Annotated in this window: 14 protein-coding genes and 2 pseudogenes; 6 read left to right on the forward strand and 10 right to left on the reverse strand. The window is 67.5% G+C overall.

Features of this window, described 5'->3' with window-relative positions:
* Positions 1–595: 595 nt before the first annotated feature.
* The 8 genes and pseudogenes from ACFY16_RS42495 to ACFY16_RS42530 form a co-directional block, all read right to left on the reverse strand.
* Positions 596–925: a hypothetical protein gene (locus ACFY16_RS42495; protein ID WP_390652593.1), complete on the reverse strand. Its 330-nt coding sequence runs from the start codon at positions 923–925 to the stop codon at positions 596–598.
* Positions 926–1233: 308 nt separating this feature from the next.
* Positions 1234–1509, reverse strand: a pseudogene (locus ACFY16_RS42500) (tetratricopeptide repeat protein); the annotation flags it as partial.
* 321 nt (positions 1510–1830) lie between these two features.
* Entirely contained in the window at positions 1831–2709 is an 879-nt protein-coding gene (locus tag ACFY16_RS42505; protein WP_390652594.1) for a GNAT family N-acetyltransferase, read from the reverse strand.
* Positions 2710–2896: 187 nt separating this feature from the next.
* Positions 2897–3770: pseudogene (locus ACFY16_RS42510) on the reverse strand (IS5 family transposase).
* 45 nt (positions 3771–3815) lie between these two features.
* Positions 3816–4418, reverse strand: coding sequence for a sugar O-acetyltransferase (locus ACFY16_RS42515; RefSeq protein ID WP_390652595.1), 603 nt, complete (start codon positions 4416–4418; stop codon positions 3816–3818).
* A 47-nt stretch (positions 4419–4465) separates the two neighbouring features.
* A complete protein-coding gene (locus ACFY16_RS42520; RefSeq protein ID WP_390652596.1) occupies positions 4466–6484 on the reverse strand; it encodes a prolyl oligopeptidase family serine peptidase in 2019 nt (672 codons plus the stop codon).
* Between the two features lie 127 nt (positions 6485–6611).
* Positions 6612–7112: a GNAT family N-acetyltransferase gene (locus tag ACFY16_RS42525; protein WP_390652597.1), complete on the reverse strand. Its 501-nt coding sequence runs from the start codon at positions 7110–7112 to the stop codon at positions 6612–6614.
* A 452-nt stretch (positions 7113–7564) separates the two neighbouring features.
* Positions 7565–8332 carry a transposase gene (locus ACFY16_RS42530; RefSeq protein WP_390652598.1) on the reverse strand — a complete coding sequence of 256 codons (768 nt, stop codon included), beginning with the start codon at positions 8330–8332 and terminating at the stop codon, positions 7565–7567.
* Positions 8333–8423: 91 nt separating this feature from the next.
* Here ACFY16_RS42530 and ACFY16_RS42535 point away from each other — a divergent pair, with 91 nt between their 5' ends.
* Positions 8424–8813, forward strand: coding sequence for a hypothetical protein (locus tag ACFY16_RS42535; RefSeq protein WP_390652599.1), 390 nt, complete (start codon positions 8424–8426; stop codon positions 8811–8813).
* An 832-nt stretch (positions 8814–9645) separates the two neighbouring features.
* On the opposite strand, the gene ACFY16_RS42540 is transcribed toward ACFY16_RS42535, so the two are convergent.
* Positions 9646–10764, reverse strand: coding sequence for an FAD-dependent oxidoreductase (locus ACFY16_RS42540; RefSeq protein WP_390652600.1), 1119 nt, complete (start codon positions 10762–10764; stop codon positions 9646–9648).
* A 53-nt stretch (positions 10765–10817) separates the two neighbouring features.
* Between ACFY16_RS42540 and ACFY16_RS42545 the strand changes: the two genes are divergently transcribed.
* The 4 genes from ACFY16_RS42545 to ACFY16_RS42560 all read left to right on the forward strand — a co-directional run bounded on the left by ACFY16_RS42545 (position 10818) and on the right by ACFY16_RS42560 (position 15874).
* Entirely contained in the window at positions 10818–11510 is a 693-nt protein-coding gene (locus ACFY16_RS42545; protein ID WP_390652601.1) for a TetR/AcrR family transcriptional regulator, read from the forward strand.
* 378 nt (positions 11511–11888) lie between these two features.
* Entirely contained in the window at positions 11889–14081 is a 2193-nt protein-coding gene (locus ACFY16_RS42550; RefSeq protein WP_390652602.1) for an MMPL family transporter, read from the forward strand.
* A 368-nt stretch (positions 14082–14449) separates the two neighbouring features.
* Positions 14450–14779, forward strand: a complete 330-nt coding sequence (locus tag ACFY16_RS42555) for a trypco2 family protein (RefSeq protein WP_390652603.1) — start codon at positions 14450–14452, stop codon at positions 14777–14779.
* Positions 14780–15607: 828 nt separating this feature from the next.
* Complete coding sequence (locus tag ACFY16_RS42560) at positions 15608–15874, forward strand: tetratricopeptide repeat protein (RefSeq protein WP_390652604.1); 267 nt, start codon at positions 15608–15610, stop codon at positions 15872–15874.
* Here ACFY16_RS42560 and ACFY16_RS42565 read toward each other — a convergent pair.
* Positions 15820–16395 carry a hypothetical protein gene (locus ACFY16_RS42565; RefSeq protein WP_390652605.1) on the reverse strand — a complete coding sequence of 192 codons (576 nt, stop codon included), beginning with the start codon at positions 16393–16395 and terminating at the stop codon, positions 15820–15822. The genes ACFY16_RS42560 and ACFY16_RS42565 overlap by 55 nt on opposite strands.
* Before the next feature lie 308 nt (positions 16396–16703).
* Here ACFY16_RS42565 and ACFY16_RS42570 point away from each other — a divergent pair, with 308 nt between their 5' ends.
* The gene (locus ACFY16_RS42570; protein WP_390652606.1) at positions 16704–17282 is read left to right on the forward strand and encodes a tetratricopeptide repeat protein; all 579 of its coding nucleotides are present in this window, start codon (positions 16704–16706) and stop codon (positions 17280–17282) included.
* The last annotated feature ends 468 nt before the right edge of the window (positions 17283–17750 follow it).

The following is a 17750-nucleotide window of genomic DNA, read 5'->3' on the forward strand; positions in this document are numbered from 1 at the left end:
CAGTTGCACTCGCGTCACGCAAGACGATCTACCGGACCACGCCTCGACGCGAGGGCAATACCCGAAGATTGATCGCGACTCGATACGCGCCCTAGGTTGACCTCGGCCTCCAGCGCGGCGGCCAGCATCCGGCGGGCGCCCTCCCGGACGATGTCGTCGATCAGAGAGCCGGTCTCGGTGGTTCCGCCGGCATTCACTACGCTGGAGCACGCGGGCGTGCCTTCCCCCGACCCACGTTCGCAGCGCGGGCCTACTCGGAGATCAGAAGTCGATCACTCGATAAGGTACGCCCGTTTGCGTCCAACCCGAGGCCGATCCACAGATCTTGAGCATTGCTCCACGGCAACTGAACCCTGATGCGGCGGTCGCGGAGCTCCGCACCCGCAGGGATGGCCTCAACGACACGGAACTTGAGAGGCCGCCGCTCTCCGCTCCCGGCACCCGCGGGGGTGGCTCTCACGCCGTCCTGATGGCGGCAGACGCGTACAACTGCTCCCCTGCTCCTTCACGAAGTGAAGGAGCAGGGGAATCTGGGGAGCGAGAAGCAGAAGGACTCACCGATCGCCTGTCGGTGAGTCCTTGAGTGCGGGTTGCGTCAGTGGGACGAGACGAACCCTGTTGACTGGTCGAGGTGAAAGGGTGAGCCGGGGCTCTCGGGCGTCCAGCCCTGAGTGAGAGCGGTGCGGATGGTGTCAGCCACCTGGGATGGCAGGACTGGGCTGCATGGGGTGCCGAACCAGTTGCTCGGATGCGGCTGATTGGTAGTGATCACCAGCGTGGTGCCTGGATTGTCCGCATGCTCGACCGCGTAGGTGAGAGGCGAGTGGACGAGTCCCTGGTCGTAGGTCGGCCGTCCGCGCAGGCGCCATCGGTAGGTGGTGCCGTCCACGTTGATGAGCCGCGATCCCTTTTTGACCAGTGCCATGTCCACATCCTTTCCCATGTGACAGTAGTGAACGGCGACTGATCGTGTCCTGCTGATTCCCGTCGGACGGTGTCAGCTTCTGCGCATCGGGATCACGTCACGACTTGCTGCTGGGATGGTGACGGGCTTGTCGCAGTGCGGGCAGTTTCGGACGGCGGTGGGCGCGAGTGGTGTCGGGTACTGGCAACCCTGGCGTCACCGGTTCGCCTTCAGCGACGTCGGCGCCTTCGTCGCGGTCGCGGCGTCGGCGCCGAGCGGCCTCTGCTTTGCAGCGGGGGGGTGCAGTAGGTGTGCCGGGCCGCCGCAGGTCAGTTGGCAGGCGTACTACCGCGCCCGCAGCGGACTCGGCGACGACGCCCCGCGCGCGAAGCTGCGAGAGCCAGCTCCAGATCGCTGCGGCTGCGCAAGGTGTCGGGGTGCTGGGCGCCCAAAATACGCGTGCGCTCCTCCAAGGTCTGGCGGTGCAGTTCGGCCGCCTGCGCATACTCACCCAACCCATGCAGAGCAGCAGCCAGGTTGCTGCGGCTTCGCAGGGTGTCGGGATGGTCGGGGCCCAGAAGGCGACTTTGTGTGTCTTGAAGTTGTTGATGTAGAGCGTGCTCGAGGGCCTAGGCGCCGGCGTCGTTGAGTACGTCAGCGAGAGTCTCAACTGTGTCGTGGGCGTCGGCGCGGGCCTCTGGGCTGCGGTCGAGCAGGAGCGCTAGGTGTGGAGCCAGGAGGCGGGCGGCGGGCCAGCCTGGGCGCCCGGCCCCCGCAACGTCGTGGACGGCTTCGGTCAGCCGGTCGGTGAGGGCTCGGTGCCACCGGGCGAGGTCGTTGGTCTCGGCTGTGAGAGCTAGGGCCTGTTGTGAAAGTGCCGACGGGCCGGACGAGGTGATGTCCAGGTCCGGCCCGTCCGCTCGTCTCTACAGGTCGAGCTGATACTGCAGTGTCGTGTGCGTGGGCAGGTAGCCGAGGCTGTCGCTGATGTGTCTCATGTGCGTGTTGCTGTCGGCGGTGTCGGTCAGGAGGCCGCCGAGGTCCGGGTAGTGCCCGTGGGCCTGTCGGATCGACTCGGCCTTCATCCAGCGGCCGAGGCCGTGTCCGCGATGCTCGGGCAGCACGCCGGTGCCGTAGTGCTGGGCATCACCTGTGCCGCCGCCGGGCACGACGAGTTCGGTGAACCCGGCGATCGAGCCGTTGGAGGTGTCGATGGCGACGACGGTGTGCAGGTGGTCGCCGCGCTGTTCGACTGCCTTTGCCGCAGCCCGGACCCGGTCCACGTCCCAGGTCGTGGTGCCGTGGTCGGTGTCCTCCATGGGCATGTCGTCCATGGCGCGACGTGAGTCGGCGAAGGTCTGGGAGAGATCGTCGGGGACGGTTCCCTGCCAGGACGCCAGCCGGTAGCCGGAATGCGGACGCTCAATGATCTCTGCCAGGGAGGGGATGTCCACATCGGCCAGGGGCAGGCGGGAGTACCTCAGGGTGAGGACCTTGCGGAAGCCGCGGGCCGGCAGGAAGTGGTCGCCGGGCGATCCGGCCCCGGCCTGCGCGACGACGCAGCGCCGGGTGTTGTCCCGGGCGGCGGCCACGGCAGTGTCGAGAAGCCGGGAGCCGACGCCCTTGCGGCGCTCCACGGGATGGACGTGGAGGGTCAGTTCCGCCAGGTGCTCTTGTCCGCCATCGAACAGGCGCAGAAAGGCCGTCCCGACAGGGATGGAATCGGCGTCGGACGCCAGCCATGCAAGGCGTCGGCTGTGCGCCCCGTGAGCGGGGTCGGTCAGTGGGGTGATGCGGAGCGACAAGGTGTCTCCGTCGTGAGGAGGTGGCAAAGGTCAGTACGCGGGCTCAACTGCTGGGCACTCCTGCGCATGTGCTCCACACCTCCTCGTCGACAGTGCCGGTCCGGATCAACGTGGACGGCTGGGAGAACGTAGCTGGTCTATCGGCTCCTCGGCAAAGGGTTAACTGAAGGCTGCTGCGGCCGCGGGGTCACAGCCACTCATTGATGGCCGCGACCAGCACGGTTGCTTCGTAGCGGACGGCGAGTTTGTCGTATCTCGTGGCCACGGCCCGGTGGCGCTTGAGGCGATTGATCCCGCATTCGACCGCGTGCCTCTCGCGGTAGTCGGCCTTGTCGAACGTCGGCGGCAGGCCGCCGCGGGAGCCGAGCTTCTTACGGTTGCGGACCTGGTCCTTCTTCTCCGGGATCGTGCACCGGATCCCGCGTCGGCGCAGGTAGGCACGGTTCTTCCGGGAGCCGTACGCCTTGTCGGCACGCACTCTGTCCGGCCGCTTGCGGGGACGCCCCAGACCCTGCCGTGGCACCCGGATGTTCTCCAGGACCGGTTCGAACTGCGGGGAATCCCCGCGCTGCCCGGCCGTGATCACAATCGACATGGGCTTTGCCCCTGCTCGACCGCGAGATGGACCTTGGTGGTCAGCCCGCCTCGCGAGCGCCCGAGACCGTGGCCTTCCGGCTCGACCTCAACGCCGCCGGGCGGCTCCGTCTGAAGATCCCCCTTTTGACCGCTCCGGCGGCGTGCTGGTGGGCGCGGCAGATCGTCGAGTCGACACTGACATCCCAGGTGATCAGGTCCTTCGCGTCCGCCTGGGCCTGCAGTTCGGTGAAGACTCGCTTCCACGTGCCGTCGCGCTGGCGGCGCCGGAACAGGTCGTAGACCCGATCCCACGGCCCGTACCGCTCGGGCACATCCCGCCACGGCGTCCCGGTCCGGGTCCGCCACCGTATGCCGTCGACCAGCTGCCGCCTCGACCATATCGGCGGCCGGCCAGGCTTCATGCCCTTCGGCAACAACGGCTCCAGTTTGGCCCACTGCTCGTCCGTCAGATCTCCACGCGCCACAGGGCGTGATCATTCCACGACCAAGATCGACTTTCGCAACAGGCCCTAGTGTCCGGCGGTACGTGTGTTGAGGTCCTCGTCCGTGATGGGGCGGACCACGCGGCAAGGGGTTCCGACCGCGACGGTCATCGGGGGAATACTGCGGCTGACGACGCTGCCGGCGCCGATGACCGACCCGTATCCGATGCGAACGCCAGGCAGGACCACCGCGTTGCTGCCGATCCAGACCTTGTCCTCGATCACGATCGGTTCCGAGAACCGTCCGAAGTCAGCGCGTCGTGAGGGATGCACCGGGTGTCCCGTCGTGGTCAGTGTCACGCTGGGAGCGATCATGACACCGTTGCCTATGCGGATGTCCACGTCGTCGACGAACGTGAGGTTCACGTTCCCGAAGAAGTCGTCGCCGATGTGGACGTTGCTGCCGAACCCGGCGTGGAACGGCGGCAGCAGCACTGTGCGTTCACCGACCGAGCCGAAGATCGCGACGAGCAGCGATCGACGCTTCTCCGTTTCGCTCGGTGGTGTGTGGTTGTACTCGAAGATCTGCTCGATGCGGCGCCGAGGGGCCTGGAAGGCCGCTTCCGACTCGGTGTAGACGAGCCCCTTGGCGATCCTGGCCAGCACTTCTTCCTCGTGAGCATGCGTCACAGCGGAACGCTCCCTTCGTCCAAGCTCTCGGGCCTGAAGATGATCAGTTAGAGCATGCCGGGGCGCCGCCACTCCTGTCCGAGGACATGGTGGTCGAGGAAGTTCAGCACCGTCTCGTACATGATGCGAATGTGGTTCGGCGCCCCGATGGCGTGGCCCTCTTCCGGGAAGTACAGGAATCTGACGGGCGCACCGAGCCGCTGCAGATCGCTGTGCAGGCTCAGTGCCTGACCCATCGGGACGCGGTGGTCCTTGCCGCCGTGCACGATCAGCATCGGCGTCGTCATCTTCGCCGCGTGGAAGTGGGGCGAGTTGGCTTCGTACCGTTCGCGCTGCGTCCGCGGGTCGCCGAAGATCTTCCGGAAGTATGCGTGCATGTCCGTGTCGATCTGGAAGGCTTCCAGGTTCCACATCCCGGCGTGGGAGACGATCGCCTTGAAGCGGTCGGTGAGGGTCGCGGCCCGGTTGGCCAGGTAGCCGCCATAAGACCAGCCGGCCAGGCCGGTCCGGTTCGCGTCGAGGTCATCGCGTGCCGGTGCCGCGTCCGTCAGCGCGATGAGATCACGATAGGGCTGACCACCGTACTGGCCCCTGCCGCGCTCCTGCATGCATTGCCCGTAGCCGGTGGACAGCGCCGGATCCGGGAGCAGCACCGCGTAGCCGCGCGCCGTGAACGGCCATGGGTTCCACAACCACGTCCAGGCGCTCCAGGACATCTGTGGTCCGCCGTGCGGGGCGATGATCAGCGGCACTGGGCGCTTGGCCGAGGCACCCTCGGGCAGCGCGAGCCAGGCGCGCAACGGGAAACCGTCGTCCGAATCGACGTGCACCTCGGCTAGCGTGCCGGGAAGCGAGAGGTCGCCGGGGGCACTGAGGAAGACGGGTTGCTGATCGCCTGTGACGGCGTCCAGCCGAACCACTCGAGGCGGGCTGTCGATCGTGCTGCGCAGTGCATAGAGGGTCGTCCCATCGGGCGACACGCAGAGCGAGGCGTAGGCGCCGGAAGCGGTCAGGCGGGTGATCGTGCCGTCCGCGTCACGGCGGAAGACCGGACAGTGGCCCCGCTCGTCACCGGTGAACCACAGCGTGGCATCCCCACGGGTCGGCGAGAGGACCGCCCGTCCGGGCCACGGCCAGTTGTCGAACTCCGGCAGGAGGTCGGTCTCTTCACCCAAAGCCAGGTCGAACACGACCAGCGTGACTCGCCACTCCGTGTCATAGGTCTCCTCTCGCTGGCGCTGGCAGACCAACGCCGAGCCATCGGCCGTGAACGCCAGGCGGTAGTACTGCTGACCAGGGCGCGAGAACGTGTGGCGCTCGACGCCCGTGGCCGCATCGGCAATCATCACGACATTCGTGTCAGGAGCGCGGCCCGTCGCGGCCCGTGTGTAGGCCACCAGCGATCCGTCCGGCGAGAGCGCCATATCTGCTGTGCCCGCCAGACCCTGGCTGCCGGCGTTCACTGGAGCCCCGTCGGAGTGCAGGACGAAGGTGTGGGGTTCGTCGGGGCCGAAGCCTGTGCCAAAGGCACACGTTGTGGTCGCCTCGTACAGAACCGCGTTGACCATGGCGCTCTCGCGCTCCCGGCGAAGTTCGGCGTATGCCTCGGCATTCACCGCGCCAGGTGGCAGATCAGCGGTGTAGGCGACCGTGCGGGCGTCCTTGGCGGTGGCGAAGGCGGATATGCCTCCCGGGTGGTTGGCGATCTGCCTGGCCTCGCCGCCCTCCGGCAGTGCCCACAGTCCCACACCCTGGCTCTCGCTCTTTTCAGCGGCGGAATCTGTGTTCTCGCGGCCGGAGAGGAACAACAGTGTGCCGTCGGCAGCGAAAGCGGGAGCGAAGTCACCCTGCACGGACCGGGCCACGGGGCGGCTCTCGCGCTCGCCCGAGAGGTCCACCTCGCACAACCTCGAAACGTACCCGGTTCCCTGATCGTTGATGATCTGCACGGACGCGACCAAGCGCGTACCGTCGGGCGCCAGGACCAAGTCGGTCAGGCGAGGGTGCGTGGCGAACAGGTCGTGGAACGAGGTGGCATCATCCAAGGCGCGGATCATGACGATCATCCTGCCCGCCGCACCCGAACTGTGACAGGGGTCCGACAATCTGAGGGGACCGGAACCGAGGAGAACCGGCTCGGCGGTGATGCCTCCGATGTGGTGGAGCCACTTCTAACTCACCGCAACGCGTCTCCTACGGCAGGGTACGGGTGAGCCACACCAGTTCGCCACTGTCTTCGGTCGAGACGTGGTCGCGCTGGAACCCAAGCTTTTCGAGGACACGAAACGATGGTGCGTTCCAGGGACGCACCGTCGACCAGAGCCGTTTCCGCCCAGTCGCGATCGCTGCGTCGAGCACCGCGGACGCCGCCTCGGTGGCATAGCCCTGTCCGTGCACGCGCCGGAACAGCTCATAGGCGATCTCCGGCTCGTCAACGGAAGCCCGACCGACAGTGAGCCCGCAATACCCGATGAAGTCGCCCACATCGCGGCGGATGACGGGCAGCAGAGCAATCCCTGTCAGTGCCGACGCAGCACGCTGATCCTCGATCATCCGCCGGTTGTCCTCGATCGACGGCATGCCACCACCCCGTTCGGCGACGAGCGCGCGATGTGCATCGATGTCGGGCTCGGTCCACTGACGCAACGTCATCCGAGCGGTGTCGAGTCGGAGCGCCATCGGCGAATACGGCATGACGACACCCTACCGACGCCCCTGAGGCCGGAACCTCACCTCCCAGAGGTGGGGCCAATCGACTCGTTCACGGCAGGCCCCGAAGATCGCCCATCGGGGCCAGAGGACCCGTTCCTTTCGAGCCAGAAGACTCGTTCGAGGCCACAGCCGGTGCTCAACTGTGGTTGGCCAATTGCTCAGAGGTTGTTGGCCACCGCGGTCTCGACTTCGGTTCGGAGTCGGGGCGAGGCGGGCTGGCAGGTGGTATGGACGGAAGCGCATGGTGTCCGGCTCGGCGTCGGCGAGGTCATCGATGTCGTGCAGAGTCAGCAGGCGCAGCCACGTATCGAGATCCGCGGCGAGGTTCGCGGCGAGGTTCGCGGCGAGCATCCAGGCACCGTTGATCTCCCAGGCCGCCTCAGGCAGCTGCGCAATGGCCCGCTCGTCGTCACTGGTGATCTTCCAGCCGCCGGTTAGCGGACCGTGCGTCGCAGGGTGTTGAGGGCTTCCAAGTGTTCCAGCAGCCCGTGGGTGGCTCCGGCGCCATCCACCCGCACCAGGATTCTTGCAGCCGAGGAGCTGGGGATCTGGGCGAGTGCATCGGCGAGCACGGCGATGTGGTCGGTCACCGTGTTGGCTCCGGCGTTGCTGGGGCGCAGGAGCATGGCCAGGGGCTCAGCGGTGTTCGCACACCACGCGGCCAGCGGATGAAACCCGAACGTCTTCTTGAAGGTGACCGCGGCCCCGACCTTCTTCGAGGCCGAGGTGATGACAGTGGCGTCGAGATCGATGACGATCCAGCTGGTCAGCCGTTTGCCGGCCACGGTCAACCATGGGAAACCGCCCGGCCGCAGATGCAGGAGACTCCATACGTGCCGACGCACCCGGGCCCGCACGCTGGCGATCTTCGCCAGAGACTCCTCGTCGAGTGCGGCCAATGTGCGGCGGGCAGTGGAATCCGAGGCCATGGGGCCGAATAACGGCCGGTGATGTAACTGGAGTTGCTCGGCCTCCGACAGGTTCGCCGCCCCCAGTGCGATCGCGACCGCCAGTTGAACCAGCACTGCCGCCCGCTCCCGCCAGCCTGTTGCCGTGCTGGACGGCAGCACCTGCGCCAGAGCGACCGTCAGCCCTGTGCGGTCCGCACACCGGCACAGCAACACCGCTCCGGCATGCCCGATCAGCCTCTTCCCATCCGCCACCACCGACAGCCGACGGTCCCACCCTGTACTCTCGACCACCAGAAAAGTGTCCTGGCACGCGCACCAGATCCGACTTCAGCAATGAAATCTTCACTACCGGCTGACGCTTTCTTTCGGGGGGATAAGCATCTTGAGTGTCTGGGCCTACGTGGTGATTGCTGCCGCCTGTATCACCCTCATCCTGCTGGACACACGCGGGATCCGTATCTACCGCGCACTTCGTGCCCGCGGTATTCCGGTGAAGGCAAGATGCATGGGCGTGAACCGGGAGGAGAAAGGGTTGTACACCATCCTGCTGAACTATACGCACGCTGACGGAAACGTCTACCAGTTCAAGGAGGGGGGCTTCCGGACCCCCGTGCGTATGGGTGAGGAGCTCGATGCACTGTATGACCCCGCCGGCTATGCACCGCCGACGATCACCGCGAGAGTCACCAGAAAGGGAGCCTTCCCGTACTTCACGGTGGTGTGCCTCCCACTGCTCATAGCGGCAACGAGCGCCTTCGTCAACGGCCTTTGACCCCTTGAACACCCATCCCACATGCTCGATCACCGGAAAGGTGCCCTGACTCCTTCGTCAAAGCCGCACACGACACCCGCGTCCTTGCAGGTCAGCCACACCATCCTGCTGTCAACCTGCCACCGGACGCAATTACGCTGAATGGTAGGGGTTAACAGTCACCCCTTCACCTCCTTCTTTCTGTTCTGGGGCGAGCGCGGGGTGTGCAGAGGGGGATGTCGGGCTGGCGACCAAGACCGGACAGGCGTGGTGACCTGCGGATATGCAGCCCACGGGGCGGTGGGCTGCGGGCAGTTGGGTGAGGACGTCGGCCGGGTGGTCGGTGGGGATTCCGGCCTGGTCGGGGGCGGTGTTGTCGCATCGTGACCGTGGTCGGGGCTTTATGGTCGGTTCGCTGGTCGGGGCCGGCTGCTGTCGTGGTTCATACGCGCGGCGCCGGACAAGGACGGCGCCGCTCTCGTACGGACAGGGGCGGGAGCAGCCGACGATGACGACGACGAACGTGGATGCGGGTGGCGGGGACCGGTTGGCGTTGGCGGTGCTGCTCCAGTACCGGATGACACGACGCCCCGCCCCCAGCCGTCAAGCTCCTCGGCTTCTGCCGTACCCGGTCAGTGGCGAAGGAGTTACGTGTCAGCATGCGGTCAGTACAGCGGTGGCACCAGGCGTGGGAGCACGGCGGAGCGTCGGCGTACCGAAACCGGCCTCACCATGACGACATCACTCCAGCAAGGTCAGTAACGGTGGTTTTGCCAGAAGGGACCGCGGCGGTGCCGCACTGTCCCGTGAAGCCGTGGCGAGCTGTTGGTGCTGATGCTCTCGCGCCTGGCAGTCAAGATGGCTGGACTTGGTCGAAGAGGGCGAGGGCTTCGGCGGGGTTCGGACTCACCAGGCGTTCCAGACCGGCCGTCGTGATCTTCGCCCACCTGTCGGCCCGTGCCCACATCTGTTCCTCGAAGGCGCGGACGGCCTCGTCCAGATCTTCAGGGCCGGTGGCGATGGACTCCGCGAGTTCGGCGCCTTCCAGCATCGCGAGGTTCGCGCCCGCCCCCAGTGGGGGCATCAGATGGGCGGCGTCGCCCAGTAGCGTCACCCCGAAGACGTGGGTCCAGGTGTGGGACACGGGCAGGACGTAGAGGGGGCGGTGGACGAAAGCGGTGCCGTGGCGGAGGAGGTCGAGGACGGGAGCGGCCCAGCCGTCGAACAGAGCCAGCAGGCTCGATCGCATGGCCTCGACGTCGCTCAGGTCCAGGTTCGTGTGCCAGTCCAGCGGCGCGCGGAACTGGGCGTATACCTTGATGTGGCCGCCGCTGTTGCGCTGGGCGACGAGAGCGCGATTCACGCCGTACACAGCCACGGAACCGTCGCCGATCAGCCGGGCGAGGTCCGGGTGGCGGACATCGACGGCGTCCAGGGAGGTCTCGACCGAGGTGACGCCGGTGTACTGCGGCGTCGCGGACGAGACCGCCGGGCGGACGCGGGACCAGGCGCCGTCCGCGCCGACCACGAGGTCGAACGTCTCCTGTCGCCCGTCCGCGAAATGGACCAGTACGCCGTCCCGGGTCCCCGGCACCACCTGCGTCACGCCCCGCCCCCACTGGACGTCGAGAGGGCCGAGCAGCAGGTCACGGAGTTGCCCGCGGTCGATCTCGGGATTGGCCCGGTCGCCTGGACGGGGTCGCCAGTCGCGCAGGACGGTCCCGGCCGTGTCCAGGATGCGCATGGCCTGCCCCTCGGGACGGGACAGCGCCTGGAACTCCGCCAGCAGCCCCGCCTTGTCCAGCGCGAGCTGACCCAGCCCTTCGTGCAGGTCCAACGTGCCGCCCGGGGGGCGGGCGTCGGGGGCGGGATCGCGTTCGAGGACGGTGACAGGGTGACCATGGCGGTGCAGGACACGGGCAAAGGCGAGGCCAGCAGGGCCGCTCCCGACCACAGCAATGCGGTGTCTCATGGCAATACAGTGTATTTCTCCAATACACTGCATCGCAACAGTACGATGTGACCATGACTGTGTGGGACCGGCCGGAGCAGCCGACTCGCCCCGTCCCGCTCGACCGGGAGCGGATCGTCGCCGCCGCCGTCGCGCTGGCCGACGAGGGCGGGCTGGAGGCGGTGTCGTTGCGCAAGGTCGCCGCCCGGCTGAACGCCGGCCCGATGCGGCTGTACGGATACATCTCCACCAAGGAGGAGCTGTTCGACCTCATGGTGGACGAGGTCCAGGCCGAGATTCTCCCCGAGGAGCAGTGCGGTGACTGGCGGGAGGCGCTGCACATCCTCGCCCACCTCACCAGGCAGGCCGCTCTCCGCCATGAATGGCTGGCCGACCTGCTCGGCGGCCGCCCGGCCTTGGGCCCGAACGGCCTCGCCGTGACCGAGGCCACGCTGGCCGCCCTCGACGGTCATGGCGACATCGACACCGTCATGCGCGCCGTGGAGACCGTCAGCGCCTACTGCACCGGCGCGATCAGGCGCGAAATCGCGAACTTGCGGGCCGAGCGCGCCACGGGCCTGTCCAAGCGCGACTGGCAGCGCGCCTCCGGCCCGCATGTGACGAGAATGTTGGCCACGGGCCGCTTCCCGGCACTGGCCAAGGCCGTGTACGACGGCACGGACGTGGACGCCGAGGAATCCTTCGCGACCGGCCTGGACTGGGTCCTCGACGCCGTGGCCGCCAAACTCACCCGGCCGCCGGCGTGACGCTTTGCTCTTGCCGAATGTGAGCGAGGTCGGCGAGAGCCGGGCACAAGGGCGCTTTCACTTTGCACTTGAAGCGCTCACCCGACCGACGTGGGCGTTCTTGCGGACCGGTCCACTCGGGACCGTATCCGGCGGGTCTTCCAGTAGGACTCCGTTAGGGGCACGACACAGCAGCGGAGGCCCAGGACGCCCACGTTCCGCGGTCCTCCGACTCCGGTCACAACCAAACCAGGCGCCCCAAATCCCTTCCGGTCACTACGATGTGAGGCCAAGACAACCATTCGACCGGTGCGGTGGATGCCTGCCGGTCGAGGTCGCCGATGCCAGGGTCCGCTCCCCGGGCTGCGGTGATCTTCCTTCCCAGGAGGACCCCCCCGCATGTTCCGACGTATCGGAAACGCTGCCGTCCGACATCCCATCTGGACGATCGCGGCATGGCTGATCGCGGCGGTGGCGATCGTCGCCACCGCCCCGAGCCTGCCTTCCAGCAGCGACGAGAGCAGTTTCCTGCCCAAAAGCTACGAGTCCATCAAAGCGGCCGATCTCCAGGAGAAGGCGTTCCCCAGCGCCTTCACCCCGTCCGCGATCGCGCTGTACCAGCGCACCGACGGCGGCAAATTAACTGCTGCCGACCAGCAGGACGTCGCCCGGATCACCTCCGAGCTGGGCAAGAAGAACATCGACCAGGTGCAAAGGGTGGTCTCCGGCCAGCCGTCCGAGGACGGCAGGTACGCCCTGACCCTGATCCAGATGGACAGCAAGAACGCCGGCCAGCCCAAACAGGCCGACGCCGCCAAGGTGTTGCGTGAGGACGTCAAGGAACTGGCCAAGGGCACCGATCTTGAAGTCAAGCTCGGTGGTTCCGCCGCCCAGGCCCTCGACCAGCAGGACTCGTCCAAGCGCGGCGAGGCGCTGATCGGTATCGGCACCTTCGCAATCATCCTGGTGACTCTGTTGATCATCTTCCGGGCACCGATCCTGGCCGTGCTGCCCCTGGTGTTGATCGGCGTGGTCTCCGCGATCGCCAACGGGCTGATCGCGTATGCAACCAAGCTATTCGACCTGCAGGCCAACAGCTCCATCTCGTCGATCCTGATCGTCGTACTGTTCGGCGTGGGCACGGACTACTTCCTGTTCCTGATGTTCCGTTACCGCGAACGTCTGCGCGCCGGTGACGAGCCCAAGCAGGCCATGGTCAACGCGGTCGACCGCGTCGGCGAGGCCATCGCCTCGGCCGCCGGAGCGGTCATCATCGCCTTCTTCGCGCTGGTGCTGTCCACGCTGGGCTTCCTCAAGCAGATGGGCCCGGCGCTCGCCATCGCGGTGGCCGCCACCCTCGTAGCGGGCCTGACCCTGATCCCGGCCGTGGTCTCACTCATCGGACCGAAGGTCTTCTGGCCCTCCAAGTCCTGGCAACGGGAGCCGGAAAACGCCCGTTTCGCGGCCCTGGGCCGGGGTGTGCAGCGCCGTCCGGCGCTGACCGCCGTGGCATCGGGCCTCGTCCTGCTAGCGCTGTCGCTGGGCACACTCGGCTACAAGGCGACCTTCGACCTCGCCTCCGGGTCCATGCCCAAGACCAAGGAGTCCATGGTCGTCCAGGACGAGATGCAGAAGGCATACTCGGCGGGGGCCGCCGCCCCGACCGACGTCTACCTGTCCAGCACCGATGGCAAGCCGCTTGACAAGTCCGCCTTCGCCACCTACGCGAACAAGCTCGGCGCCGTGGACGGTGTCGCGAGCGCCCGTATGACCCAGGTGAACAAGGCCGGCACCACCGCGGACTTCACCGTCACGCTCAAGTACGAGGCGTCCACCGACAAGGCGATCGACGCCGTGAGCCGGGTGCGCGACGTCGCCCACTCCGACGCGCCCGAGGGCACCGAGGCCCTGGTCGGCGGCATGTCCTCGATCTACAAGGACATCGACACTGCGGTCAACCACGACTACAAGACGGTCTTCCCCGTGGCCGCTGCCCTGATCATGGTCATCTTGGGACTGCTGCTGCGCAGCGTGGTCGCCCCCTGGTACCTGATCGCCTCGGTGGGTCTCGGCTTCGGCGCCACCCTCGGCGCGACGGTGTGGGTCTTCCAGGAGGGGGTCGGGCATTCGGGCCTGATGTTCATGCTGCCGGTGATCATGTATCTCTTCGTGGTGGCCATCGGCACCGACTACAACATCCTCATGATCGCCCGGCTGCGCGAGGAGGCCCGCGAGGGCCGCGAGCCGCGTGAGGCAGCCGGCATGGCACTGAGGCACGCCGGTCCGACGGTGGCCGCGGCGGGCTTCATCCTGGCCGCGACCTTCGCCACGATGATGCTGGCGGGCAACTCGCTGCTCACGGAGATGGGTTTCGCCGTCTCGTCCGGTATCGCGATCGCCGCGTTCGTGATGGCGATGTTCTTCACCCCGAGCCTCACCGCGCTGATCGGCCACGCGGCGTGGTGGCCCGGCCACGGGGACCGGACGGTGGAGCTACCGACCGGTCCGAAGGCCGACTCCAACGGCAGGGGCATCGCCCCCGGCGAAGACATGGAAACGCCCGCCCACGATCCGGCTGGGCGCGGCCGGTAGCGGCACAGCAACGGTGGGTATGCCGAGATCCTGCAGCCCGGCATACCCACCCGTTCGATCCTGACCGACGTCGACGGCCCCGCTCGGGCGGAGCTGTGGCACCGCGTCCACCCCGCGCACCATGAGTGGGAGGCCATGTCCGGATCTCCGTGCGGTGCGGCCCTGCGCGGGGGCGGCGCTCCGTGCCGTGCAGGGCCACCGGTCCACGGGCCGTTCGAAGTCGCCGTCCTCGGTTGCAGCACTGACGTCATCGCGCCCGGCCGAATCGGCTGCGCCGGCCACCATCTTCTCCTACCGTGAGTGACCGGTCCACACACAACGCCCGGGCTTGCGTAAGGCGGCCAGGGCCGGCAAACCAGGGGGACGCGGTGGAGATTGAGCTGGCGGATGCCGTGGCCGCCATGAGGGACGAACTCCTTCAGGCCGCCGCCCGTGGCGCGGGCCAGGACCTGACCTTCAAAGTCGGCCCTGTCGAGCTGGAGTTCGCCGTGGAGCTGCGCACGGACGCGAAGGCGAAGGCCGGGTTCAAGGCCTGGGTGGTCACCGGTGATGTGGAAACCGGCCTGGTGCGGGCTCGCACCCACCGGGTGAAGATCGGCCTCACCCCGCAGCGGCCCGACGGCGGCGACCTGCTCATCCACGGCCGTCCCGACCAGCCGCAGGGCCCCGGGGATCTCTCCGGCCACCTCGAGCCGTAGACCCCAAGAGCCGGGCGGGAGAATACGGGTACGGGAGTGCGGAGTGGATTTCGAACGCGTCGTTGCTGTCGACGGGCCCCAGGGTCGGGGCTCAGGGTATGTGATCGCGCCCAGACTGGTGCTGACGTCGGCTCATGTCGTACCGGCAGTGAACGAAACGGTCTCGCTGTTCCGGCCGGGGCGGCCGACCGAGTGGTCGGCCACGGTCGTCTGGTGTGGCACCCCCGGCGGCCGCGACGACGCTGCCCTCTTACGCGTGGACACTCCTACTCAAAAGGCGCTGCCTGCAATGGCGGTGCGCTGAGGCCGACTGGTGACCAGCCGGCCCGGCACCCGATGCGAGACCTGGGGCGTGCCGGACCTGATGCAACGGGATGGACGCGCCGTCGAGATGTTCCACCCGCCTGGCACGCTCAACCCTGGCGATCGACATGTTGGTAACCGCTACGTCATGCACCTCGACCAGCACCCCCCAACCCCCTGGGCGGATGGCTCCTCCCCCTGGGGCGGGATGTCCGGAGCCGCGCTGTTCACCGGTGACCTCCTCATCGGCGTCATCGCCATCGACCCGGACGGCCTCGCGCACGCCGGCCTCGAGGCTGTCCCCGCCTACGTCCTCCTGCACGATCCCGACTTTCGCAACGCACTCGCCGAAGGCGGCCAGCCCGCCGACACGCTGCTGGAGTCGGTGGAATGGCAGCACCTGGCCGAAGCCGCCGACCCCACCGCCACAGGGCTGGCCCGCTCCCCGGCCGGCCTGCTGCGCGCCGGCCGCCAGACAGTTCCCTTCCGCGGTCGCACCCAGCTACTCGAGCACCTGGACGGGAGTTGGCGCGCAAGAAGCCCGAGGCCCACCTGCCCCAGCTCGCTGTCAGCCTGCACAACCTCTCCGTTCGGATGGGGAGGCTGGGGCGCCACGAAGAGGCGCTGGCCGCAGCCGCTGAAGCGGTCCAGATCCGGCGGGAATTGGCGCGCAAGAAGCCCGATGCTCACCTGCTCGAACTTGTCAGCAGCCTACACAACCTCTCCGCCGCCCTGGGTTATCTGGGGAGGCAGGAGGAAGCGCTGGCCTCCACGATGACCTGGGTGAGATGAGCTGCCCACGGCGCCAGGTTGTGGCTGGTGTGGGGCAGTTCGTAGGACAGCCGCTGCATGGCGGTCACCTGCGGGATGCGGGTTTCGGCGTAGTCGACCAGCACCGTCTCGGTGCGCCGGCGGGGATCGGCGGGCCAGGTGGCCAGGACCGCACTCACGATGGTGCGGCGGTGCAGGGCCAGCCGCAGCGTCCTGGCCGCGTCCTCCTCCGCGCCGCGGCGCACCCGGTCCGACACATACACCCCGCCCGGGGGCGTGAGGTCCTGCGGCCAGCCCAGGCGGCGCAGCGCCATCCACCCCTTGGACGGCAACGCCCCACCCCACCCGTCCACCCCGCCGGCCAGCACATCCAGACAGGCCTCGTCCCACCGAGAAGCCACCACAGCACCCGTCAGCTCCCGGCTCAACTCCGCCAGGAAACCCACCCGTTCCAGCAGGACCCGCTGTCCGACCCGCTCACCACTGCCCTCCAGCACACCACCGAAGGCGGTACAGGTGGCCGTCGCCATCAACTTGGCCACCCCCACCACCCCCGTTCCCCCGCACGATCCCGGTCGCCCCCGCCGGAACGACCGCTCCCGGCACTCCGATCGACCTAACGAACGACCATCACACAAGGACACGGCCCCGCCGTGCCCCGCCGATCCGCCCGAGCCACCCCACCCCGAGCGGCACCGCACCGCACGGGAAACCACGATCGTCGCCGTCCCGCGACGCAGCGAAGGGGAAACGCCTTTACTCAAAACAGCGGAAACCGCTACCAGACAGGAGGAAACGGGTGGAAGAGTCCAGGGGACCGCCTCCGTGACCCGAAGCAGCATCAACCAGCATGCTTAAACCAAACCCGCAACAGTTGAAGACCCTGGGGCAGCGGGAGGAAGCGCTGGCCGCGGGACTCGAAGCCGCGGAGATCTACCGGCAGCTCGCCCAGGAACGGCCCGACACCCACCGGCCCGACCTGGCCAGCAACCTGCACAACCTCTCTCTATTCCTACGCGAACTGGGGCGCGTGGAAGAGGCGCTGGCCAAGGCCACCGAAGCCGTGGGGATCTACCGGCAGCTGCCCGACGAGCATCGTCCCGACCTCGCGGACAGCCTGCATAGCCTCTCCGTCATTCTGGAGAATCTAAGGCGGTTGGAAGACGCGCTGGCCCCGGCCATAGAAGCGGTGCAGATCTACCGGCAGTTGGCCCAGGAGCAGCCCGACGCCCACCGGCCCGACCTCGCGGACAGCTTGCACAACCTCTCCATCGACCTGGGGAACCTGCGACGGCAGGAGGAGGCCCTGGCCGCAGCGCTTGAAGCGTTGGAGATCCGCCAGGAGCTCGCCCAAGCCTGGCCCGATGGATACCAAGACGATGTCGCTGAATCCGTGCGGTTTCTGTCCTGGCTGCAGCGAGACACGTGAGGTCAACAAGCCCACGTGAGCCCCGTGAGCCGAGGCCGGGCATACGCCCGCTTCTCGAAGCGGCCACGGAATGCAGCGCCTGGACGAAGCCAGAGTCCCTGACCTCGTATGGCAAGGTATGCCGACGACTGCTGATAGCCGTGCACCTGCCTCGACGACGCCCCGCACACCGGACAGACCGCAGCGTCCTGCCCAGTCCGTGCCCGCACCACGATCCGCTCACCCTCGTCGGTCACAGCCTCGATGACCAGCCGGGGAAAGGCCCGAAAACACCGTCTGCACAAGCTGGTCGGTCTGTTTTGACGTCACCCAGGGGCTTGCGGTGGGGACAGTGGGATGTGCCCCTGCCGCTGGGGGCCTCAAATGGACGTCTTCTAGGGCCTGTTCTGAGTTGAGATCACGGATCGGTCATTCCCGCTTCGGGAGGGTGCTGGATGCGGTAGACCGGTTGCGTGACTCGTGGTGATC

Origin of the sequence: Streptomyces sp. NPDC001315, assembly GCF_042896175.1 — a bacterium.
Lineage (GTDB): Bacteria > Actinomycetota > Actinomycetes > Streptomycetales > Streptomycetaceae > Streptomyces.